This window comes from Pseudomonas sp. SWRI51, assembly GCF_014268825.1.
GTDB classification, from domain to species: Bacteria; Pseudomonadota; Gammaproteobacteria; order Pseudomonadales; family Pseudomonadaceae; genus Aquipseudomonas; species Aquipseudomonas farsensis.
The window spans coordinates 1-21,103 of sequence record NZ_JABWRG010000027.1 but is presented as its reverse complement, the minus strand read 5'-3'; the positions used below and the strand labels follow the sequence as shown (position 1 = coordinate 21,103).

Here is a 21,103-nt window from a genome sequence, read left to right as displayed (position 1 = left end):
TGGAATTCTTTGGAGTAACGGGAAGTCGGGGAAATCAGCCTTCAACAACGGCGAGGATTTCGTTTTCGGCCATGACCAGCAGGTCTTCGCCATCGACTTTCACGGTGTTGCTGCCCGAGTAAGGGCCAAAGACCACTTTGTCACCGACTTTAACGGCCAGCGCACGGACTTCGCCGTTGTCCAGAATGCGACCGGTGCCGACGGCGACGACTTCACCGCGGTTTGGCTTTTCAGCGGCCGAACCTGGCAGAACGATACCGCCAGCGGTTTTCGATTCTTCTTCGCTGCGACGGATAACGACGCGGTCATGCAGAGGACGAAGCTTCATTGTCGATCTCTCCCAAATAGTGGTTTTCATCGGCCGGTGTCGACACCGGCGGGTTAATGCAGTCCGGCGTTGCCGGGGTGGCCCGCTTGCGGCGAACCACCTGTGTAATGACTGGTGAAAACACCAGAAACCTTGCGGTGACCACATACATGAGGCCGCCGCTTCCGATTACAAGGTTTGCTACAGAAAATTTTTTTAGCACACAGAACGGCGCGCAGCGTTTACTTGTCGCGGCGCTCGTACTCGCCTTCGATCACATTGGGGCGCTGACCCGAGTCACGCGGCTGGGCCTGGAACGGGTCGTCCTGGAACGCACGCTGGCGCATGGCCTGTTCTTCGGCGCGGCGGCGCAGCCGGTTGGCAACCAGTTTGCGGGTGAACGGCAGCAGGCACAGCAGGCCCAGCACGTCGCTGATGAAGCCGGGTATAAGCAGCAGGCCGCCACCGACCGCCAGCATCAGGCCCTGGAACATTTCTTCGGCAGGCAACTCGCCGCGCTGCAGGCTCTCGCGGGCACGCAGGGCCGTGGCAAACCCGGCCACGCGCATGACCAGCACGCCAAGTGCGGAGCCGGCGATGATCAACAGCAGCGCCGGGAAGAAGCCGATGGCCGAGCTGACCCGCACAAAGACGAACAGCTCAAGCACTGGAAAAATCAGTAACAGCAGTAGAAAAGCACGCATCAAGGGTTCCTCGACGGAAGATAACCTTCCTGTAAGACCATCACATGGATGCGTGTTCGCGCTTTTTCAACCCTCACCCACCTGAGCGGCCGGCCACTGCTGCGCGCGGGCAAGCAGCACAAGGGCTTCGCGCACTTGTGTCGGCGTATTGCAGGGTTCGGGGAAGGCTAGCCAGTGAATACCTTGGCCGATACGCAGGTGCATGCCCTCGCTGTCGATACCCACCAGCTGTGCGGGGGCGCTGCGCGACAGCCCGGCAAGCTCGACGTAGTGGGCGATAGCGTTGGCGTGATCGCTGTTCATGTGCTCGATCATGCTGGCTTCGGACGCCCCGGCGAACGGGTTGGCCAGGGTCACCTGATCGAGCCAGTGGATGGCGCCGAAGCCGCCAATATAGCGGTGGCGCACAGGCTGCAATACCCAGAAATCGAAATCGTGGGCCTTGTGGTAGTTGGCGGACTCCGGGAAAAAGCGGTAGTAGCGTGCAGCAGCAGCGTCTATTGCCTCAGGTTCGGCGAGCTTGTGCGCTTGGGCCATCAACGTCAGGCGCCCGACAGCTTGCACGTCGTCGGCGTCGCGTTCACCCACCAGTAGCGAGCACTTCGGGTCTTTGAGCAGGTTGTGGGTGTGCTGGGCGATGCGGCTGATGAGCAGCACCGGGTGGCCGTCGGCGTCGAGGCAGTACGGCACCACCGAGCCAAACGGGTAGCCGGGCATCGACTTGGAATGGGTGGACAACACCCCGCGGTATTCCTTGAGCAGCAGTTCCCGGGCGGGGCGAAGGGCTTTGGTACTCATGGGGGCTAGGTTCCTGGCAATGGCACGATGGCTGACAAGATAAACAGGATCGTCAGCGGGGGCTATCTATCCAGATGGGGCGGTGCGCAGTCTGAGTAGGAGCGGCCTTGTGTCGCGAAAGGGCTGCGCAGCAGCCCCGGCGATTGCGCGTGAGGCCAAGATTCTGGGGCCGCTGCGCAGCCCTTTCGCGACACAAGGCCGCTCCTACACAATCAAAAGCGATTTGCCTAAAAAACCGCGCACAGTCCCAAGACTGAGGTTTTGCCCCGCAACCCGCCCTACCAGGCGACGCCGAAACCTGCGGTATAGCGGGTTTTGGACAGGTCGCTGTCGCTGGTGCCCTCAATCAGGTTTTTCTCGGCCTTGAGGTTCAGCGACGCCCAGTCGGTCACCTTGTAACGCAAGCCCAACTCGGCATCGAGGGTGTAATCGGCAACACCACCGAACGGTCGGCCCACTTCGCCGTTGGTGAAGAACTCGACCTTCTTGCCGATCAGGTAGCGGTTGTAGTCCCATTTCAAGGACGCGGCATAGAAGTTGTCCTTGCCGCCGTCACGGTACTCGTAGTCGCTGCGGTTGATCAGCGAACTCAGCGAGAACGCGCCCAGTTCGTCATCCCAGAACTGGTAACCCGGGCCGGTACCCACGGTGCGCTGACGAGCCAGGTCTTCGATCTGGTCACGCTTGTATTCCAGCCTGCCCTGCCAGAACCACTTTTCGGTCAGGAAGCGGTCCAGCGCGTACTCCGCCGCCCAGTTATTGGTGGTGGTGATGTCGTCCTTGGTCTCGCGGTTGTATTCGGCTTCGGCGTTGTGCCGCCAGCGGCCATGACGGGCCTTGGTCTTGAAGCCGACGTCGTAGTCGTCGGTGTCGTTTTCGGCACGCTTGTAGTCCAGCGCCACATCGACGTTGCCTTTCCACATGAAGTCCTCGACCAGCGGGCGCGGTTTCATGATCTGCTCGATGCTTGCAAGCTCCACGGTCTTGGGCGCTTCACCATTGGCCAGCGTGACCTTGCCGGGCTCCGCCGCCTTGAGCGACTTGGCTTTCTCGCCGCTGTAGGCATCCTGCTTGACCAGCAGTTCCTGGTCGCTCTCCAAGGTCTGGACCTGTTTCCAGTCCAGCGCGATGGCGCCACCGTAGGGCGTTTCGAGCAGCAGCTTGCCGCCGTCGAAAACCTTGATCTTGCCGCTCAGCTTGTCACCGTTCTTCATCCAGACGGTGTCGGCGAGCGCAGGGGCGCAAAGTGTCGCAGCAATCAGGCACAGCAGGGTTCTTGAGGGCATAAGCAGAGTACGGATTCGATTCGGGGAATAAAGCCGGGCATTATTCGCCTGCCAGGCCCTGAGCAAGGACAGACCCAGCTCAGGGCGATGAGTTCCGCTCTCATTTACCGCAACCGCCTGTCTGGTTTCATCCGCAGGCCAGGGATTCGCTGATGTCCGAGCTTTATCCACCGCCGCCGCAAGACGCCGAAGCCCGACGGATGGCGCTGTATTCGGTGCTGGGCCAAGTGCCTTCAGGCAAGGTGGTCAGCTACGGCCAATTGGCTGAACTGGCGGGCCTTGGCCGCGCCGCACGCTGGGTTGGGCGCACCCTGGGGCAGTTGCCGGACGACACCCGCCTGCCCTGGCACCGCGTGCTCGGCGCGGGAGGTCGGCTGAGCCTGGCGCTGGGCACCCCATCTGGCGACGAACAGCGGGCGCGGCTGCGCGCAGAAGGGGTGAATGTAGCCAATAATCGTGTGGATATGGCACGCCATGGCTGGCGTCCGATGGAGCACAGCGGTTAGAGTGCGCGCTTTGTTTTCGCTAACCTGAGGCAGATGTTGGCCCATGCCCCGTAAAACCTGGCGCGCTGCGCTCGCTGCCTATGCCAGCCCGTCAACCCTGGTGCTTCTGCTGCTCGGCTTCGCCGCCGGCATGCCTTACATGCTGGTGTTCTCCACCCTTTCGGTATGGCTGCGCGAAGCTGGCGTGGCCCGTGAAACCATTGGTTACGCAAGCCTGATCGGCCTTGCCTACGCCTTCAAGTGGGTGTGGTCGCCCTTGCTCGACCAATGGCGCCTGCCGCTGCTGGGCGGCATGGGCCGGCGCCGATCCTGGCTGCTGCTGTCGCAGGTGCTGGTGGTGGTAGGCCTGGTCGGCATGGGCTTTTGCGACCCGCAGCAGCATCTGTCGTGGCTGATCGCGCTGGCGGTGCTGGTGGCCTTTGCCTCGGCAACCCAGGACATCGCCGTCGACGCCTACCGCCTGGAAATCGCCGACGACCAGCGCCAGGCCGCGCTGGCCGCCAGCTACATGGCCGGCTACCGGGTTGCTGCCCTGTTGGCCACCGCAGGCGCGCTGTTCTTCGCCGAATGGTTCGGTTCGACCGGCTTCAGCTACCTGCACAAGGCCTGGACCGGCACCTACGTGCTGTTCGGCATCTTGATGCTGCCAGCGCTGTTCACCACGCTGATCATGCGCGAGCCACCGGTGCCGCTGCGTACGCAGTTGTCGGCGGCGCGCTACGGGCTGATGCATCAGTTGGTGTCGGTGTTCGTGCTGATCATCCTGCTGGTATCGGTGCCGGCAAGCTTTACCCAGATGTTCAACACCGACTGGGGCAGCGTCGCATTCGGTGATGCCACCCTGCTTGACCTGCTGCTCGACGACCGCGCCTTCATGCGGCTGATTCTCTACGCCTTGCTGACCTGGGCGTGCCTGTCGTCCATGGGCCGTCGCGGGCTGGCGCCGGTGCTCACGCCGATCAACGATTTCATCGTGCGCTATCGCTGGCAGGCGCTGCTGCTGCTCGGGCTGATCGCCACCTATCGGATGTCGGACACGGTGATGGGCGTGATGGCCAACGTGTTCTACATCGACATGGGCTTTACCAAGGACCAGATTGCCAGCGTCAGCAAGATCTTTGGCTTGATCATGACCCTGCTCGGTGCGGGGGTCGGCGGTTTGCTGATCGTGCGCTTCGGTATTTTGCCGATTCTGTTCATTGGCGGGGCGGCATCGGCGGCTACCAATATTCTGTTCGTGATGCTGGCTGACATGGGCCCGAACATCGAAATGCTGGTGGTCACCATCTCGCTGGACAACCTCAGTTCAGGGTTGGCCACCTCGGCCTTCGTGGCCTACCTGTCGAGCCTGACCAACCTCAAGTTCTCGGCCACGCAGTATGCGTTGCTCAGCTCGATCATGCTGCTGTTGCCGCGGTTGATTGGCGGGTATTCCGGGGTGATGGTGGAGAAGTTCGGCTACCACAACTTCTTCCTGATCACCGCCATGCTCGGGGTGCCGACGCTGATCCTGATAGCCCTGCACTGGCGCCAGGAAGCGGGCCGGGGCAAGCCTGATGCACCGGTTGGCAAGCAGCCTTCCGAGGCTTGATGGGTAGATCTCAGCTCCCACAGAGCTCGCCCATCCCCATATCGATGCCGTCTACGCGGTCAGCGTAGGAGCGGCCTTGTGTCGCGAAAGGGCTGCGGAGCAGCCCCAGGATCTGAGCACCCACCAGAATCGCTGGGGCTGCTTCGCAGCTCTTTCGCGACACAAGGCCGCTCCTACACAATCAAAAGCGACTTGCCCAGCCCCAAGCTTAACGCTGCCAAATGATGGCAACAGGACATAGTGCCCCGCTTCCGGCACCCGTAGCAAGCGGCGTCATCAGGCGTGCCCGCTGCTGTTGACGATCCGCAGGCACAGCGCCTCGTAAGGGTCGAGGTTGATAAGCAACTGGCCGTCTTCAGTCAGGTCGCCCTCGACCGTCTCGTTGATCATGTCAACCACTGGCCCCGGCGTGAAGCCCGCCAACAGCAGCGTTTCGCTGATCGGCTCGGCACCGAAGTTCAGCGCGCTGATCTGCGTGCCACGCCCCGCTGGCAGCTCGTGCACCATCACCAGCAGCCCAGGGCTGACCACCTCTGGCACCAGCACCTGACGGCTGGCAGCAATCCCGTAGGCCTGGCGCACGGCCAGCAGCTTTTTCACCTGGCTGGCAAACGAATCGGGCCGCTCCAACTGTTCTTCCAGGCTGCCGTACAGGCTTTGCGCGCGCGGCATGCCGCGCAGCGAGGCTTCGGCCTCTGGCGCAAGGTTTGCCAGGTCATAGCCGCCGCGGTGGATCCAGCGCGTATCGCCATCAGCCATGCGCTCGGCCACCGCCTGCGCCGGCAAGGGCAGGGCGCCTACCAGGTCCCAGCCCGACAGCGCGACCACACCCGGCTGCATGGCGTTGTACATCACCAGCAGCAGGTGCACCTTCTGGATGAGGTCGCGGTCAGCGGCGCTGATCTGGTCAAGGTCGCGGATGCCCAGGGCTGCGGTGATCAGGCTGGCCGTGGTACAGGAGATGCCGTTGGTCACGAAACGCAGGTTGTAGGGTGCGTGCTCGCCCGACAGGCGCTCGTAGATTTCCTCGCGCACGTGCTCGCGCAGCACGCTGCCGGGAAGGCTTTGGCCCTTGTAGAGGTACATGTCGTGGGCGTGCAGGGTCCAGAAGTGCACCAACTCGACGGTCAGTTCGTCATGGTTTTGCAGCGCATGGATCAACGAGGCGGGGTCGATGCCAAAGCTGTGCATCTCTTTGAGCATCAGGCGCAGGAACTCGGTATCACCGGTCAGCAGGGCATGTTGATAGGCCGGGCGGGTAATAAAGTCGTAGGACAGGTCGGCGCCGCCCTTGGACATCTGGGCGATGTCATCCAGGGTCAGGTTCAGTTCCTGGAAGCTGAAGCCGCCGGCCTTGCGGATCATGCCGCCAATCAGCTGGTTGCCGGTGATCGACAGCGGATGGCTCTCGGACCACGCCGGGCCGTTGGCACGCGCCTCGACGCCCAGAAAGCCGTTGGCGTCCAGGCGCAGCCCGCGGGCGCCGAGGCAGTCCAGGGCATGCAGGGCATCGCCGATGATCATCTGCTGGGCGCTGAAGGTCGGGTCGAGCCAGTTCAGCGAGGGCTGGCCCTCCTTGAAATAGTGCAGGTACACCCAGCGCCGGGTCTTGCCATCGACGCCGACGATGGGCGGCGTGGCGCTCCAGTCGGTGTCCTTGATGCCGGGTTCGAAGAAAATCACCCGTTGCAACTGGCCGACGATGTAGTGGCGCAGCTTGAGCTCGTCGCAGGTGGCCGGTGGCAGGTTTACCGCATCGCGCCCGGCGGGTACGTCTGGCAGCAGGGGCCAGTCTTCCTCACGGATTTCGACCATGTGGTAGAGCCCGGGGTAACAACCATGGGCGAGTTCCGCCAGGCGAAAATCGGCGCCCTTGCCGGTGTGCGAGGGGATCAGGTCGTCGATGGTCACGGCGTTGTGCGCTGCGGCCAGGCGGCTCATTTGCACCAGTTCCTGTTCGCTGCCGTAAAGCGGGTCGATGTCAAAGCTGATGCGGTCGAAGTTGCCGTCGATGCTTGGCGTGGTCTGGCGCCCGCTGATGCCCCCGGATTGCTTGATCGGCCCGGTGTGTACGCCCTGTATGCCCAGCTCCGACAGCCGCTTCCACAGCGTTTCATTGCCGAGGGCCGCCAGCACGCTGCTGCCTGCTGGCGCGATGATGGCGTCTGGGTAGACCGTCAGCCACACCGAGGCGATTTCGGTGGCGCGGCGCGGCTGGGCCTCGGCATAGGCGTTCTGCCACAACCGCGGCTGGCCGGCGTAGGTGAGGGCGCGTTGCTGCGAGGCACGCAGCATCGAGCGCGCTTCGAGCCATTCGATATAGGCGTCATCGGGTCGGGTCATGCGGGATACCTCGGCATCGTCCGTGGGCTGTGTGGTTATGATGGCCTGGCGCTGGAATCGTTCTGCCGGCGCGTGGTCTTCATGCGCCTCGAAGCGCTTTGAACCACTCCCCCGGGCGACGCCTCCAAACTGAACACCAGCAGGAGGATTGCACCATGCAGCCCAAAACCGAAGGCCTTGAAGAGCAGGGCCCCAGTGGCGTGCCTTATATCAACGACCCGCAAAAACCCACCTCGCCGCCGCTGAATGATGCAGATGCCACCGAGGCGGCAGAGGCCGAGGAGGGCATCGAGGAGGATGGTGATGTGCTGTAACACTGGTAGCCGGTATCGCGTCGGCCAGGGCAGCCTAACGCCGCCCGCCGGCCTCATCGCGGGGCAAGCCCGCTCCCACAATCATCTAAGATCGCTGCGCGATTCTTGCTTCTAAGCGCGCAAATGCCCACAAAACAAAAGGGGCCCTCACGGCCCCTTCAGTTGATTCAACTTCAACCCTCAGTTAACAGCCACCTTGGCACTTTCCCTGCGGCTTGCCTCATACGCCTCGCGCTCCATTGGCTTGGCTTTAGGGTTACCGAGGTCTTCCATGGCCAGCCGATGGGTCTCCGGCGCCAGGTATGCCGCAAGCGCGCATACGCAGGTAATGAAGAACGCCAGCCCACCCACCACCAGTGGAATGTTGTCCGAGCCAGGCGGTGCAACCGCGGCGAACAGCGCCGGCAGCATGGCGGTGAACATGGTGCCGATGTTCTGCGCAATGGCCATCGCCGAAACCCGGTAGCGGGTCTGGAACAGCTCAGGGTAGAAGCTTGGGAACACCGCGTTGTACCCCTGGTACACCAGGCCCCACATCACTATCGAAGCCGCGAATGCCAGTGGCACGCTCTGAATGCTGATCGCGTAGAGATAGACGAACGCCAGCAGCCCAGAACCCAGGCAGCCGGCGATCATGGTCGGCCGGCGGCCAATCTTGTCCGACAGGTTGCCAACGAACGGAATCACCAGCACCGCGACGATGTTGCCCACCACCGGGATCCACAGGTACACGCTCTTGTCGAAGCCGATGCCATAGGCCGGCTGCACCGCGTAGGCTGCGCCGAAAATGGTCGCCACCACCGGGATCACGTTCATCAAGGCCATGAACATCACCAGCACCATGTGCCGGCTGCTGTGTCGCAGCGCTTCGCTGACCGGCGACTTGGCCACCTTCTCCTGCTTCTCCTCTTTGACGAAGGCCGGCGTCTCGTGCACTTCCTTACGGATGATGAAGCCTGCAATCAGCACCACCGCGCTCATCAGGAACGGAATGCGCCAGCCCCAGTCGTTGAACGCCTCGCTCGGCATGAAGTAGGCCAACGGCAGGAACACCGCCGCCGCCATCACTTGGCCGGCCTGAACACCCTGCAAGGTGAAGCTTGCGTAGTAGCCACGGCGCCCGAACGGCGCGTGCTCCATGATCATGGAGCTGGCCCCGGAAATCTCGCCGGCCACCGCAAAGCCCTGCACCAGACGCAGCACAACCAACAGCGCTGGGGCCAGCAGGCCGATGTCCTTGTAGGTCGGCAGCAAGCCAACCGCCATGGTCGAGATGCCCATCAGGAACATGCACAGCAGCAGTACGTTCTTGCGTCCGCGGGTATCACCCCAGTGGCCGAGCACGATGGCGCCAACCGGGCGGGCCAGGTAGCCCACGCCGTAGGTGGCCAGCGAAGCGATGATGGCCATTTTCGGGTCAGTGGAGGGGAAGAAGATCTGCGGGAAGATCAGCGCCGCCGCCTGGGCGTAGATAAAGAAGTCGTAGTACTCGAGGGCAGAGCCGATCCAGCCGCTGGCAGTGGCTTTCTTGGCTTGGGAGCTTGATTTGGCCATGTTGTCTCCGTTGTTCTTGTCAGGTTCCGGGTATCAGCGGGCGCGTCGGCTGTGCGGCGCGGCTGGGCCCGGGCTGTGGGGAGAAGACGAACGAGGCGAGGCGAAGCGCAGGGCGAGGGAGGTGTGCATAGGTCGGTACCCGTTTTTATTGAACTTATTATGTGGTGAAACTGGGCCTTGCGTCACAGGCCCTGCCCAGTACCTGCGTGGCAGCAAATTGGGCGAGGGGCCTGCAACTGGTGATCATGGTTGTTCACGGGGATGAGTGAATCAATTCGTTGAAACCGGTTTTGTGCGGTTATCGAACAAAAACTAACTGTTTCGTACAAAGTACATTGCGAGGGTGACTTTACCTGCGAATAATCGATCTTGCCAGGTGACAAGGCCCGGTCCGCGCGCAGGTGTGCGGCGCCGTGCGACTCCCAATAACAAGGAACTCCCCCATGCAGCGTTCGATTGCCACCGTTTCCCTCAGCGGCACCCTGCCAGAGAAGCTCGAAGCCATCGCCGCCGCAGGCTTTGACGGCGTCGAGATCTTCGAAAACGACCTGCTGTACTACGCCGGCAGCCCTCGCGAAATCCGCCAGATGTGCGCTGACCTTGGCATCGCCATCACTTTGTTCCAGCCGTTTCGTGACTTCGAGGGTTGCCGGCGCGACCGCCAGCAGAAAAACCTCGACCGCGCCGAACGCAAGTTCGACCTGATGCAGGAGCTGGGCACGGACCTGGTGCTGGTGTGCAGCAACGTGCAGCCCGATGCCCTGGGCGATGAACAACTGTTGGTGGATGACCTGCGTCTGCTGGGCGAACATGCCGGCAAGCGCGGCCTGCGGATTGGCTACGAAGCGCTCGCCTGGGGCCGCCACGTCAATACCTACCAGCAGGTGTGGAACCTGGTGCGCCAGGCGGACCACCCGGCGCTGGGGGTGATTCTGGACAGCTTCCACACCTTGTCGCTCAAGGGCGACCCGGCGGCCATTCGCGACATCCCCGGCGACAAGATCTTCTTTGTGCAGATGGCCGATGCGCCGATCCTGGCCATGGACGTGCTGGAGTGGAGCCGGCATTTCCGCTGCTTCCCTGGCCAGGGCGAAATGGACCTGGCGGGCTTTTTGGCGCCGATTCTGCAAACCGGCTACCGCGGGCCGCTGTCGCTGGAAATCTTCAATGATGGTTTCCGTGCCGCGCCCCCTCGGCAAAATGCCGCCGACGGCTTGCGCTCGTTGCTGTACCTGGAAGAAAAGACCCGTTTGCAACTGCAACGCGAAGCCCATCAGGTCGAGGCGGGCGTGCTGTTCGCCCCGGCTGCGGCCAGCAGTTACGACGGCGTCGAGTTTCTGGAGTTTGCCGTCGATGAGGCGGTGGGTGCGCGGTTGGGGTCATGGCTCAAGCGCCTGGGCTTTGCCGAGGCCGGCGGGCACCGCAGCAAGGCCGTGAGCCTGCTGCGCCAGGGTGATATCAATATCGTGCTCAATGCAGAACCCTATTCGTTTGCCCACAACTTCTTCGAAGCCCATGGCCCGTCGCTGTGCGCCACCGCCTTGCGGGTCAAGGACGGCAACGCCGCGCTGCAACGTGCGACTGCCTACCGGGGGCAGCCGTTCCGGGGCCTGGTTGGCCCTAACGAGCGTGAGATCCCAGCAGTGCGTGCCCCGGATGGCAGCCTGTTGTACCTGGTGCAGCCTGACGGCAGTGGCCCGACCATCTACGACACCGACTTCCGCCTGGACACCGCAGCCCCTGCAAGCGGCGGGTTGCAGCGTATCGACCATATGGCGCTGGCGCTGCCTGCTGAAGCGCTGGACAGTTGGGTGCTGTTCTACAAGAGCCTGTTTGACTTCACCGCCGACGATGAAGTGGTGCTGCCTGACCCGTACGGGCTGGTAAAGAGCCGAGCCCTGCGCAGCCACTGCGGCACGTTGCGGGTGCCGCTGAACATTTCGGAGAACCGCAATACCGCCATCGCCCACGCGCTGAACAGCTACCGGGGCTCGGGCGTACACCATATCGCCTTCGATTGTGCTGATATCTTCCGCGAAGTGGCACGGGCCAAAGAGGCCGGGGTGCCGTTGCTGGAGATCCCGCTGAATTACTACGATGACCTGGCCGCACGCTTTGATTTCGATGACGAGTTTCTCAGCGAACTGGCGTACTACAACGTGCTGTATGACCGTGACGCCCAAGGCGGCGAGCTGTTCCACGTCTATACCGAGCCGTTCGAGGGGCGGTTCTTCTTCGAGATCTTGCAACGTAAAGGCGGGTATGCGGGTTATGGGGCGGCCAACGTAGCGGTGCGCTTGGCCGCCATGGCCAAGGCACGCAGTGGGGCTGCGCGCTCGACCAAGCTCTGACAGGCCCTTTCAGCCCTGGGGCGAGCGGCGCAACATCGCCCCGGTGAAGTTGAACAGCCGCAGGTCATCCAGGTGCCCGAGGCTGTGCTCGACCCGCCCGATCAGCGCCGCGCGCTGGCGAACCGGGTCGAAGCCCCTGCGCAGTAGCGGCGTGCAGGCATCCTGCGCCCGCTGCCACAGGCCTTGATCGGCATACAACTGCGCAGCGGCCTTGGCCAGCCCTTCGGCGGTGCCTTCGATGCTGCCAGGCCATGCTTGCTGGCCGCCAAAACCCTGCGCCCCAAGTGGGGTGGTCACGCTCGGCGTCGCGCAGCGCAACGCCTCAAGTAATTGCCTGTCAACTCCGGCGCCAAAGCGTAGCGGCGCCAGGCACACCTTTGCCTGGCTCATGACGTCGGTTGCATCGGCCAGCGGGCCCAGCACATGCAAGCCATCATCGGGATGATGCAGCGCCAGTGCCTTGGCGGATGGATTGGCGCCATATAGATGAAGCTGCGCCTGCGGCAACTGCCTGCGCAGCATCGGCCACAGGTTGTGGCGGATCCACAACAGGGCATCAAAGTGCGCAGGGTCGGCGAAGTCGCCCACGCTGACGAAATTCGCCCGCTCGGCATACGGGCGAGGGTTGGCAGACGCTTCAACCACCGGTGGGCAGTGGTGCAGCAGGTATTCCGGTACGCCAAAGCCGTTGATCAGCAGGTCGATCTCGACCTCGCTGCCGACCAGTGCAAGGTCGCAACGCCAGACCGCCGCCAGCTCGCGCTGGGTGGTCGCAGAGGGCGCCATATGCCGGTACAGCTCGGGCCCTGGGGTTGCGAACAGGGTGCGGAAATCATTCGGGTCCAAGCCTTCGACCAGGCGCGTGCGCAGCAACTGCTGGCGCGCCTGGCACAGGCTTTCAAGGCCGCTGGTCAGCAGCATGCCCAGTGCGTTGGGGTATTGTTGGCGCACCTGCTGGCCGAAGCGCTCTTCGCCTGAGAAGCGGTCGAACAGTACCGCATCAGCAGCCGGTAAGCGGGCCCAAGCGCTGTCATCCATGCGGTTTTGCGTGCTGATGCCCAGCTCTGCGAGGCTCACGTGGTGTGCCGCAGGCTCGGCGGGGCAGGCAAAGCTTACGTGCCAGCCTTGGGCGATAAAGCCTTTGAGGATGTCGAGCAAGTGCCCGCTTGCACTGCAAGCCTGCAGCTCGGGCCAACGATGGCCGATGGCCAGAAGATGGGGCATGTAGAAGGGCCTCGCGCGAAAAGGCCCTTATTTAAGCATGAGTTTGCGGCGTCAGGCCGCGGCGAGAATACCGACCACCTTGTCGCGCAGCTGATCGATGGTGAAAGGTTTGCCGATGACGTGCATACCATCGGCAGCATTGACGTTCTCGGCATAGCCGCTGGCAAACAGTACAGGTAGCGACGGCCGCAGCTGGCGTGCCCGCGCGGCCAGCTCGTGGCCGGACATGTCGGGCAACCCGATGTCTGTCATCAGCAAGGCCAGTGGCTGGTCCGGGTCCTGCAGAATAGTCAGCGCCGCGCCCGCATTTTCAGCCTCAAGCACCGTGTAGTCCAGCTCTTCAAGCACTTCGACAATCAGCATGCGAACGATGTCGTCATCCTCGACTACCAGTAGAAGCATGTTTGGGTCCTGTATCAATGAATGGTCTCTACTCTGTGCACACCGCGCGGGCATAAGTTCCCAAGCTTACCGGGCCATGCAAATAGATGGAACGATTGCCTCACACCACATTCAAATACTGGCTAAATGCCCTGTCAGCGCCGGCAAAGCTGGTTAAACTCGCTGTATTCACCGGCCGGTGTGGCGTGGGGCAATTCATACAAGAAGTAACCGCCAACACTGTTCAACGGACTTTTTTCGCTCGGGCGTCAATCAGATGATTCAAGCAGCCTCGATGGATCAACGCAGCTTTCGCAAGCTGCTCAGCCGCAACGTCGGCCTGCCCCTGGGAGTGGGGCTTCTGGGGGCCGTGGCGTTTGTCGCGGTCATCAACTACCTGCTGTCGGCCATGCAATGGGTCGAGCATACCGATCGAGTGATCGGCAATGCCAACGAGACGGTCAAGCTGTCGATCGATATGGAAACCGGCATGCGTGGCTTCCTGATTACCGGCGACGAGCGCTTTCTCGACCCCTACGAGGTGGCCAAGCCGCGTATTTTCAGCAGCCTCGACAGTTTGCGCGGTCTGGTTATCGATAACCCGCAGCAGGTCGACCGTATCGACCGCCTGGTGGCGTTGCAGCGCGCCTGGAACGAATTTGGCAGCGAGATGATCGCCCAGCGCCGCACCAACGGCGATTATCAGGCGTCCATCGGCAATGGCCGCGGCAAGCGCATTACCGATGAAATCCGCAAGGAGTTCGACGGCCTGATCGATACCGAGCAACAGCTGCGCATGTCGCGCAACCAGACGGTAAACAACGTCACCGTCACCGCCATGACCGGTTTCGTGCTGTTTATCGTTACGCTGAGTGCTTTGCTGGCTTACCTGGGCCGGCGCGACTTGCTGGCGCTGTCCGACAGCTATGTGGCGAACATGCAGGCCCAGCAGCGCGCAGCCGAGCGCCTGGAGCACCAGGCCTGGCTGCGCGCCGGGCAAACCCAGCTTGCCGAGCAGGTACTGGGCCAGCAGACCCTGCCGTTGCTGGGCGAAAGCGTGCTGCGGTTCTTTGCAAGCTACCTGGGCAGTGTGGTCGGTGCGCTGTATGTGCGTGACGACCACGGCAAACTGGTGCGGGTGGCCAGTTACGGCCTGGACCCCGAACAGCAGACGCGCAACCAGCAAGTGGGTGAACACGCAGGCCTGTTGGGCCAGGCAGCAACGCAGGGGCGCCTGCTGCGCCTGGAGAACCTGCCAGAAGATTACTACCGCCTGAGCACGGGCCTGGGGTCGGGCCTGCCACGCAGCGGCTTGCTGATGCCGGTGCAGGAAAACGGCCGCATCAACGGTGTGTTGGAACTTGGCCTGTTGCGCCCGCTGCACGAGCGCGATGGCGAGCTGCTTGAGCGGGTTTCCGACAACATTGGCCTGTCGATAGAAAGCGCGCGCTACCGCCAGCGCCTGCAAGAAGTGCTCGCCGAAACCCAGCAGCTCAACGAAGAGCTGCAAGTGCAGCAGGAAGAGCTCAAAACTGCCAACGAAGAGCTTGAGGAACAGTCGCGGGTGCTCAAGGAATCTCAAGCCTACCTGGAAACCCAGCAGGCCGAGCTTGAGCAGACCAACGAGCAACTGGCCGAGCGCACCGAGGCGCTGGACCGCAAGAACAGCGAGCTGAACAGCGCCCAGGTCGAGCTGCAGGCCCGCGCCGACGACCTGCAACGCTCCAGCAAGTACAAGTCTGAATTCCTTGCCAACATGTCCCACGAGCTGCGCACGCCGCTCAACAGTTCGCTGATTCTGGCCAAGCTGCTGGCCGAGAACGGCGAGGGCAACCTGAGCCAGGAGCAGATCAAGTTCGCCGAGTCCATCTATTCGGCAGGCAACGACCTGCTCAACCTGATCAACGATATTCTCGACATTGCCAAGGTCGAAGCCGGCAAGCTTGAGGTACGCCCCGAAACCACGCCGTTGCAGCGCCTGGTCGAAGGCCTGCAGAGCATGTTCCTGCCGCTGGCCCGCGACAAAGGCCTGAATTTTGCCGTGCAGCTTGAACAGCCGCTGCCGGCTACCTTGTTCACCGACCGCCAGCGCCTGGAGCAGATCCTCAAGAACCTGCTGTCCAACGCCATCAAGTTCACCGAGCGTGGCCAGGTCAGCCTGCATATCAGCCACCAGGTTGGCCACGGCCTGGTCTTTGCCGTGCGCGACACCGGCATTGGCATCGCAGCCGACCAGCATGAAGCCGTGTTCGGCGCTTTCCACCAAGTCGATGGCACCAGCAACCGCCGTTATGGCGGTACCGGCCTCGGCCTGTCGATCTCCCGAGACCTCGCGCACCTGCTGGGCGGGCAGATCAACGTCGACAGCAGCCCCGGCCAAGGCAGTGTGTTCAGCCTGGTATTGCCAGAACGCTACGAAGCTGGCGATGAAGCCAACGAGGTGCTGAGCCTGCGCCCAGCAGTGGACACGCTGCCGCCGGCGCCGCAGGTCACCCAGCCTGCGCGCACCGAGCGAGTGGCCCCAGCCTTTGCCGATGACCGGGAACTGGCGCCTTTCAGCAACCGCTGCATCCTGGTAATCGAGGACGAGCCGAACTTTGCCCGCATCCTCTACGACCTGGCCCACGAACTGGGCTACAGCTGCCTGGTGGCGCACGCCGCCGACGACGGTTTCGAGCTGGCCGCACAATACCTGCCTGATGCGATCCTGCTCGATATGCGCCTGCCGGACCACTCCGGCCTGACCGTGCTGCAACGTCTGAAAGAGCAGGCCGGCACCCGGCACATTCCGGTGCATATCATCTCGGTCGAGGACCGCGTCGAGGCCGCCATGCACATGGGCGCGGTCGGCTATGCGGTCAAGCCCACCAGCCGCGAAGAGCTCAAGGAAGTGTTCGCGCGTCTGGAAGCCAAGCTTACCCAGAAGCTCAAGCGTATCCTGCTGGTCGAGGACGATGACCTGCAGCGCGAAAGCATCGCCCGCCTGATTGGCGACGATGACATCGAGATCACCGCCGTGGGCATGGCCCAGGACGCGCTGGACCTGCTGCGCGAGAACATCTACGACTGCATGATCATCGACCTCAAGCTGCCGGACATGCTCGGCAACGAGCTGCTCAAGCGCATGACGGCCGAAGACATCCGCAGTTTCCCGCCGGTCATCGTCTATACCGGGCGCAACCTGACCCGTGAAGAAGAAACCGACCTGCTGAAATACTCGCGGTCGATCATCATCAAGGGCGCACGCTCGCCTGAGCGGCTGCTCGATGAAGTGACGTTGTTCCTGCACAAGGTCGAGGCGCAGTTGTCCAACGAACGCCAGCGCATGCTCAAAACCGCGCGCAGCCGTGACAAGGTGTTTGAAGGGCGCAAGATTCTGCTGGTGGACGACGACGTACGTAACATCTTCGCCCTGACCAGCGCGCTGGAGCACAAAGGCGCTATCGTCGAAATCGGCCGTAACGGCCGCGAGGCTATCGAAGTGCTGGAGGCCAATGATGATATCGACCTGGTGCTGATGGATGTGATGATGCCGGAAATGGACGGCTACGAGGCCACCCGGCTTATCCGCCAGCAACCGCGCTGGCGCAAGCTGCCGATCATCGCGGTGACCGCCAAGGCGATGAAAGACGACCAGCAACGCTGCCTGCAGGCTGGCGCCAATGATTACCTGGCCAAACCGATCGACCTGGACCGCTTGTTCTCGTTGATCCGCGTGTGGCTGCCGCAATTGGAGCGAATTTGAAATCTTGACCAGTGAACGCAATACCGACATTGAAATCCGGCTGTTGATCGAGGCGATCTACCTCAAGTACAGCTACGATTTTCGCGATTACTCCGGCGCTTCGATCAAGCGCCGGATCCTTCACGCCCTGCGCCAGTTCGATTGCCGCACAGTGACTGCGTTGCAAGAGAAGGTGCTGCACGACCCGGGCATGTTCATGGAGCTGCTGCAGTACCTGACGATCCCGGTCAGCGAGATGTTCCGCGACCCTGGGCATTTTCTGGCGCTGCGCAACGAAGTGGTGCCGCTGCTGCGCACCTGGCCTTCGATCAAGGTGTGGATTGCCGGCTGCAGCACGGGCGAGGAGGTGTACTCGATGGCCATCCTGCTGCGCGAGGAAGGGCTGCTCGAACGCACCATCATCTATGCCACCGACATCAACCCGCACTCGCTGGAGCGTGCCAAGCAAGGCATCTATTCACTGGAGCGCATGGGCGAGTACGAGGAAAACTACCGCAAGGCCGGCGGCCGTCGCGACTTTGCCGAGTACTACACGGCCGCTTATGGCAACGCCATCATGGACAGCACGCTGCGCGAAAACGTGACCTTCGCCGACCACAGCCTGGCCACCGACAGCGTGTTTTCCGAAACCCAGTTGGTGTCGTGCCGCAATGTGCTGATTTATTTCAACAAGACGTTGCAGGACCGCGCGTTCGGGCTGTTCCATGAATCGCTGTGCCACCGAGGCTTTCTGGTGCTGGGCAGCAAGGAGTCGGTGGATTTCTCGGCTTATGGCGAGCGCTTCGAGCCGCTGGTCAGGCCTGAGCGGATCTACCGCAAGTCATGAACGGCATTCGAGCGGTTGTGATCGGGGCCTCGGCCGGGGGCGTCTCGGCGCTGTTCAGCGTGCTCGGCGCGCTGCCCCAGGGTTTCAGCCTGCCGGTGCTGTGTGTGCTGCACCTGCCTGAGGGCCGCGACAGCCAGCTTGCCGAGGTGCTGCAGCGGCGCCTGGCGCGACCGGTGCTTGAGGCCGTGGACAAGGCACGTATTGAAAACGGTGTGGTCTATGTAGCCGGGCCGGGTTATCACCTGTCGGTGGAGCGTGACTTCACCCTGTCGCTAAGCCAGGAAGACCCGGTGCATTTTTCGCGACCGGCGATTGATTTTCTGTTTGAATCCGCAGCCGACGCGTATGGTCCAAGCCTGCTTGGCGTGCTGCTGACCGGGGCCAACGAAGACGGCGCCCGAGGGCTTTTATACATCAAACAAAGCGGCGGCCGGACTATCGTCCAGGACCCCCGCGACGCACAGGTTGCGCTGATGCCGGAGGCCGCACTGGCCCTGCACAGCCCGGACCACATACTTTCATTGAGCGGTATCGGGCAGTTGCTCGCTACTCTGGACCCAAGCGCATGCTGAGTCATACTATCGCCAAACTGCTGATCGTCGACGACCTGCCAGAGAACCTGCTGGCCCTCGACGCCTTGATCCAGGGGCCTGACCGCGAAGTGCACCAGGCCCTGTCGGCAGAGCAAGCGCTGTCGTTGTTGCTCGAGCACGAGTTCGCCCTGGCCATCCTTGATGTGCAGATGCCGGGCATGAACGGCTTCGAGCTGGCAGAGCTGATGCGTGGCACTGAGAAAACCCGCAACATCCCCATCGTGTTCGTCAGTGCTGCCGGGCGCGAAATGAACTACGCGTTCAAAGGCTACGAGAGCGGCGCGGTCGACTTTCTGCACAAGCCCCTGGATACCCTGGCGGTGAAGAGCAAGGTATCGGTGTTCGTCGACCTGTTCCGCCAGCGCAAGGCCCTTGACCGTCAGTTGCAAGACCTTGAGCGCAGCCGCGCCGAGCAGGAAAAGCTGCTGGCCCAGTTGCAGACCGCCCGTGGTGAGCTGGAGCGTGCGGTGCGCATGCGCGACGACTTCATGTCGATCGTCTCGCACGAGGTACGTACGCCGCTCAACGGGCTGATTCTGGAAGCCCAGCTGCGGCGCATGCACCTGTCGCGGGGCAATCTGGCGGCGTTCAGCGAGGACAAGCTGCGGGCCATGGTCGAGCGTGACGAGCGGCAGATCAACAGCCTGATTCGCCTGGTCGAGGACATGCTCGATGTGTCGCGCATCCGCACTGGCAAGCTGTCTATCCGGCCCAAGGCGTTCGACCTTGCCCAACTGGTAAAAGGGCTGGTGGCCAACTTCGCCGCCCAGGCCGGCGCGCTGGATACCTACATCGAGCTGACCCAGTGCGAGGCGTTGCAGGGCGAGTGGGATGAATTTCGCATCGAGCAGGTGCTCGCCAACCTGTTGTCCAACGCCCTGCGCTATGGCGACCGCAAACCTGTGCAGGTGCGCGTGTTCGAAGAGGGTGGCATGGCCTGCGTTCAGGTCAAGGATTCGGGCATTGGCATCAGCGCGCACAACCAGCAGCGGATTTTCCAGCAGTTCGAGCGGGTTGCCGCCCATCAGGCCAGTGGCGGGCTGGGCCTGGGCTTGTACATTTCCGAGCAGATCGTGCTGGCACACGGCGGCCGTATTCAGGTGGACAGCGCTGAGGGGCAGGGCTCCACGTTCAGTGTCTACCTGCCGCGGCCGGTGTTGCTGCAGCAAAGCGACCAGGCCCAGGCAACCTCTGTGTAAGCCTGGGGTCTGATAGCCATCCTTTTGAATTCGAAGGCGTTGTCATGAGTGAAGATGCACAAGATGTGGTCCTGATCGTCGAGGACGAGCCAGCGATACGCATGATTTTGCGGGATTACCTGGCGGGTGAGGGTTACCACGTGCTGGTGGCCGAAAACGGCGAAGAAGCGTTCGCCATTCTGGCCAGCAAGCCGCACTTGGACCTTATGGTCACCGACTTTCGCTTGCCAGGCGGTATTTCCGGGGTCGAGATTGCCGAGCCTGCGGTCAAGTTGCGCCCAGACCTCAAGGTGATTTTCATCAGCGGTTACCCGGCTGAAATCCTTGAGTCCGGAAGCCCCATTGCCAAGCGTGCGCCCATTCTGGCCAAGCCGTTCGACCTGGATACGTTGACGGCGAAAATCCAGGAACTGCTGCGCTAGTCCTTTGTTCAGGCGGCCCGCTCCAGCACGTCCAGCAGTTGCACGAACTCCAGGGCCAGGCGGTGCCGTGGCGCCAGATGCACCAGCGGTACGCCGGCCTCGTGCGATTCGCGCATCTTGATCGAGCTGCTCAGGTACACCGGCAGTACCGGCAGCCCCTCGGCACGTAGCTGCTCGACCAAGGTCTTGTGCAGGGCGGTGCGCGCGGCGAACTGGTTGACAACGATGCCTTCTACCTCAAGCGCCGGGTTGTGGTCCTGGCGCAGTTCCTCGACCTCGCTCATCACGCTGAGCAGGGCCTGGCGCGAGAAACTGTCGCAGTCGTAGGGGATCAGCAAGCGCTCGGCGGCAACCAGCGCACTGAAGGTATAGAAATTCAGCGCTGGCGGGGTGTCGATGTAGATGCGTTCGTAGTCCGCCGACAACTCCACCAGCAGCTTGCGCAGCTTGTTGATCTTGTATTTGCTCTCAAGCTTGCCTTGCAGGTCGGCAAGCTCGGCGCTGGCGCTGATCAGGTGCAGGTTGGCGTAGCGGGTTTCGGTGATTACCGCGCGGTGCTTCTTGCCGGTGGCGGGGTTCGGCGCAAGCGTCTGGCGGAAGAAGTCGGCAATGCCAGGGCCAATGGCGTCGGCGCCGAGGCCTGTCAGGTAGTAGCTGGCGTTGGCTTGTGGGTCGAGGTCCACCAGCAGGGTTCGATAGCCCTCGGCTGCACTGGCGGCTGCCAGGTTGCAGGCGATGCTGGACTTGCCTACACCGCCTTTCTGGTTGAATACGACGCGACGCATGGGGCAGTCATCCTTGAAGAAAATGTCAGATCAAGGTCAATCCTATGACTGCAACATGACATTAATAAGACACTGGCTCCCTTTCCCGACCTGATTAGCGTAGGAGCGGCCTTGTGTCGCGAAAGGGGCGCGTAGCGGCCCCGGCGATGTCAGCCTGATGTCAGATCCTGGGGC

The 21,103-nt window shown here is 62.3% G+C and carries 19 protein-coding genes; 9 read left to right on the top strand and 10 right to left on the bottom strand.

What is annotated here, in order from left to right; all coding sequences use genetic code 11:
* Positions 1-34: 34 nt before the first annotated feature.
* From HU720_RS11060 to HU720_RS11040, 5 genes are all read right to left on the bottom strand, one after another.
* On the bottom strand, positions 35-328 hold the full coding sequence (locus HU720_RS11060; RefSeq protein WP_016488938.1) for a co-chaperone GroES: 294 nt from the start codon (positions 326-328) through the stop codon (positions 35-37).
* On the bottom strand, positions 306-479 hold the full coding sequence (locus HU720_RS11055) for a hypothetical protein (RefSeq protein WP_186519965.1): 174 nt from the start codon (positions 477-479) through the stop codon (positions 306-308). The genes HU720_RS11060 and HU720_RS11055 overlap by 23 nt, the downstream gene beginning before the upstream one ends.
* Before the next feature lie 70 nt (positions 480-549).
* The gene (locus tag HU720_RS11050) at positions 550-1,011 is read right to left on the bottom strand and encodes an FxsA family protein (protein WP_186519964.1); all 462 of its coding nucleotides are present in this window, start codon (positions 1,009-1,011) and stop codon (positions 550-552) included.
* Positions 1,012-1,077: 66 nt separating this feature from the next.
* Positions 1,078-1,809, bottom strand: coding sequence for a HugZ family protein (locus HU720_RS11045; protein ID WP_186519963.1), 732 nt, complete (start codon positions 1,807-1,809; stop codon positions 1,078-1,080).
* Positions 1,810-2,087: 278 nt separating this feature from the next.
* Positions 2,088-3,095 (bottom strand): DUF481 domain-containing protein, encoded by a 1,008-nt coding sequence (locus tag HU720_RS11040; RefSeq protein ID WP_186519962.1) that lies wholly within the window; start codon positions 3,093-3,095, stop codon positions 2,088-2,090.
* A 152-nt stretch (positions 3,096-3,247) separates the two neighbouring features.
* On the opposite strand from HU720_RS11040, the gene HU720_RS11035 reads away from it, so the two are divergent.
* Together HU720_RS11035 and HU720_RS11030 are read left to right on the top strand one after the other, a co-directional pair.
* Positions 3,248-3,601 carry an MGMT family protein gene (locus HU720_RS11035; protein WP_186519961.1) on the top strand — a complete coding sequence of 118 codons (354 nt, stop codon included), beginning with the start codon at positions 3,248-3,250 and terminating at the stop codon, positions 3,599-3,601.
* Between the two features lie 43 nt (positions 3,602-3,644).
* A complete protein-coding gene (locus tag HU720_RS11030) occupies positions 3,645-5,192 on the top strand; it encodes an AmpG family muropeptide MFS transporter (protein WP_186519960.1) in 1,548 nt (515 codons plus the stop codon).
* 276 nt (positions 5,193-5,468) lie between these two features.
* On the opposite strand, the gene treS is transcribed toward HU720_RS11030, so the two are convergent.
* Positions 5,469-7,535 (bottom strand): maltose alpha-D-glucosyltransferase, encoded by a 2,067-nt coding sequence (treS, locus tag HU720_RS11025; protein WP_186519959.1) that lies wholly within the window; start codon positions 7,533-7,535, stop codon positions 5,469-5,471.
* 155 nt (positions 7,536-7,690) lie between these two features.
* Here treS and HU720_RS11020 point away from each other — a divergent pair, with 155 nt between their 5' ends.
* Positions 7,691-7,849 carry a hypothetical protein gene (locus HU720_RS11020; RefSeq protein WP_186519958.1) on the top strand — a complete coding sequence of 53 codons (159 nt, stop codon included), beginning with the start codon at positions 7,691-7,693 and terminating at the stop codon, positions 7,847-7,849.
* A 180-nt stretch (positions 7,850-8,029) separates the two neighbouring features.
* On the opposite strand, the gene HU720_RS11015 is transcribed toward HU720_RS11020, so the two are convergent.
* Complete coding sequence (locus HU720_RS11015; RefSeq protein WP_186519957.1) at positions 8,030-9,403, bottom strand: MFS transporter; 1,374 nt, start codon at positions 9,401-9,403, stop codon at positions 8,030-8,032.
* Between the two features lie 443 nt (positions 9,404-9,846).
* Between HU720_RS11015 and quiC the strand changes: the two genes are divergently transcribed.
* Positions 9,847-11,754: a 3-dehydroshikimate dehydratase QuiC gene (gene quiC / locus HU720_RS11010; RefSeq protein ID WP_186519956.1), complete on the top strand. Its 1,908-nt coding sequence runs from the start codon at positions 9,847-9,849 to the stop codon at positions 11,752-11,754.
* A 9-nt stretch (positions 11,755-11,763) separates the two neighbouring features.
* Here quiC and HU720_RS11005 read toward each other — a convergent pair whose 3' ends face one another.
* Both HU720_RS11005 and HU720_RS11000 read right to left on the bottom strand, forming a co-directional pair.
* The gene (locus HU720_RS11005; protein WP_186519955.1) at positions 11,764-12,978 is read right to left on the bottom strand and encodes a glycosyltransferase; all 1,215 of its coding nucleotides are present in this window, start codon (positions 12,976-12,978) and stop codon (positions 11,764-11,766) included.
* Positions 12,979-13,029: 51 nt separating this feature from the next.
* Positions 13,030-13,380 carry a response regulator gene (locus HU720_RS11000; RefSeq protein WP_186519954.1) on the bottom strand — a complete coding sequence of 117 codons (351 nt, stop codon included), beginning with the start codon at positions 13,378-13,380 and terminating at the stop codon, positions 13,030-13,032.
* Positions 13,381-13,636: 256 nt separating this feature from the next.
* Between HU720_RS11000 and HU720_RS10995 the strand changes: the two genes are divergently transcribed.
* The 5 genes from HU720_RS10995 to HU720_RS10975 are packed head-to-tail and all read left to right on the top strand — an operon-like array spanning position 13,637 to position 20,144.
* The gene (locus tag HU720_RS10995) at positions 13,637-17,104 is read left to right on the top strand and encodes a response regulator (protein ID WP_186519953.1); all 3,468 of its coding nucleotides are present in this window, start codon (positions 13,637-13,639) and stop codon (positions 17,102-17,104) included.
* A gap of 4 nt (positions 17,105-17,108) precedes the next feature.
* Positions 17,109-17,930, top strand: a complete 822-nt coding sequence (locus tag HU720_RS10990) for a protein-glutamate O-methyltransferase CheR (RefSeq protein ID WP_186519952.1) — start codon at positions 17,109-17,111, stop codon at positions 17,928-17,930.
* Positions 17,927-18,502, top strand: a complete 576-nt coding sequence (locus HU720_RS10985; RefSeq protein ID WP_186519951.1) for a chemotaxis protein CheB — start codon at positions 17,927-17,929, stop codon at positions 18,500-18,502. The genes HU720_RS10990 and HU720_RS10985 overlap by 4 nt, the downstream gene beginning before the upstream one ends.
* Positions 18,496-19,722, top strand: coding sequence for a hybrid sensor histidine kinase/response regulator (locus HU720_RS10980; protein ID WP_186519950.1), 1,227 nt, complete (start codon positions 18,496-18,498; stop codon positions 19,720-19,722). Before HU720_RS10985 ends, HU720_RS10980 begins: the two co-directional genes overlap by 7 nt.
* A gap of 44 nt (positions 19,723-19,766) precedes the next feature.
* On the top strand, positions 19,767-20,144 hold the full coding sequence (locus HU720_RS10975) for a response regulator (RefSeq protein ID WP_186519949.1): 378 nt from the start codon (positions 19,767-19,769) through the stop codon (positions 20,142-20,144).
* 8 nt (positions 20,145-20,152) lie between these two features.
* Here HU720_RS10975 and HU720_RS10970 read toward each other — a convergent pair whose 3' ends face one another.
* Positions 20,153-20,929, bottom strand: a complete 777-nt coding sequence (locus HU720_RS10970) for a ParA family protein (RefSeq protein ID WP_186519948.1) — start codon at positions 20,927-20,929, stop codon at positions 20,153-20,155.
* Between the last annotated feature and the right edge of the window lie 174 nt (positions 20,930-21,103).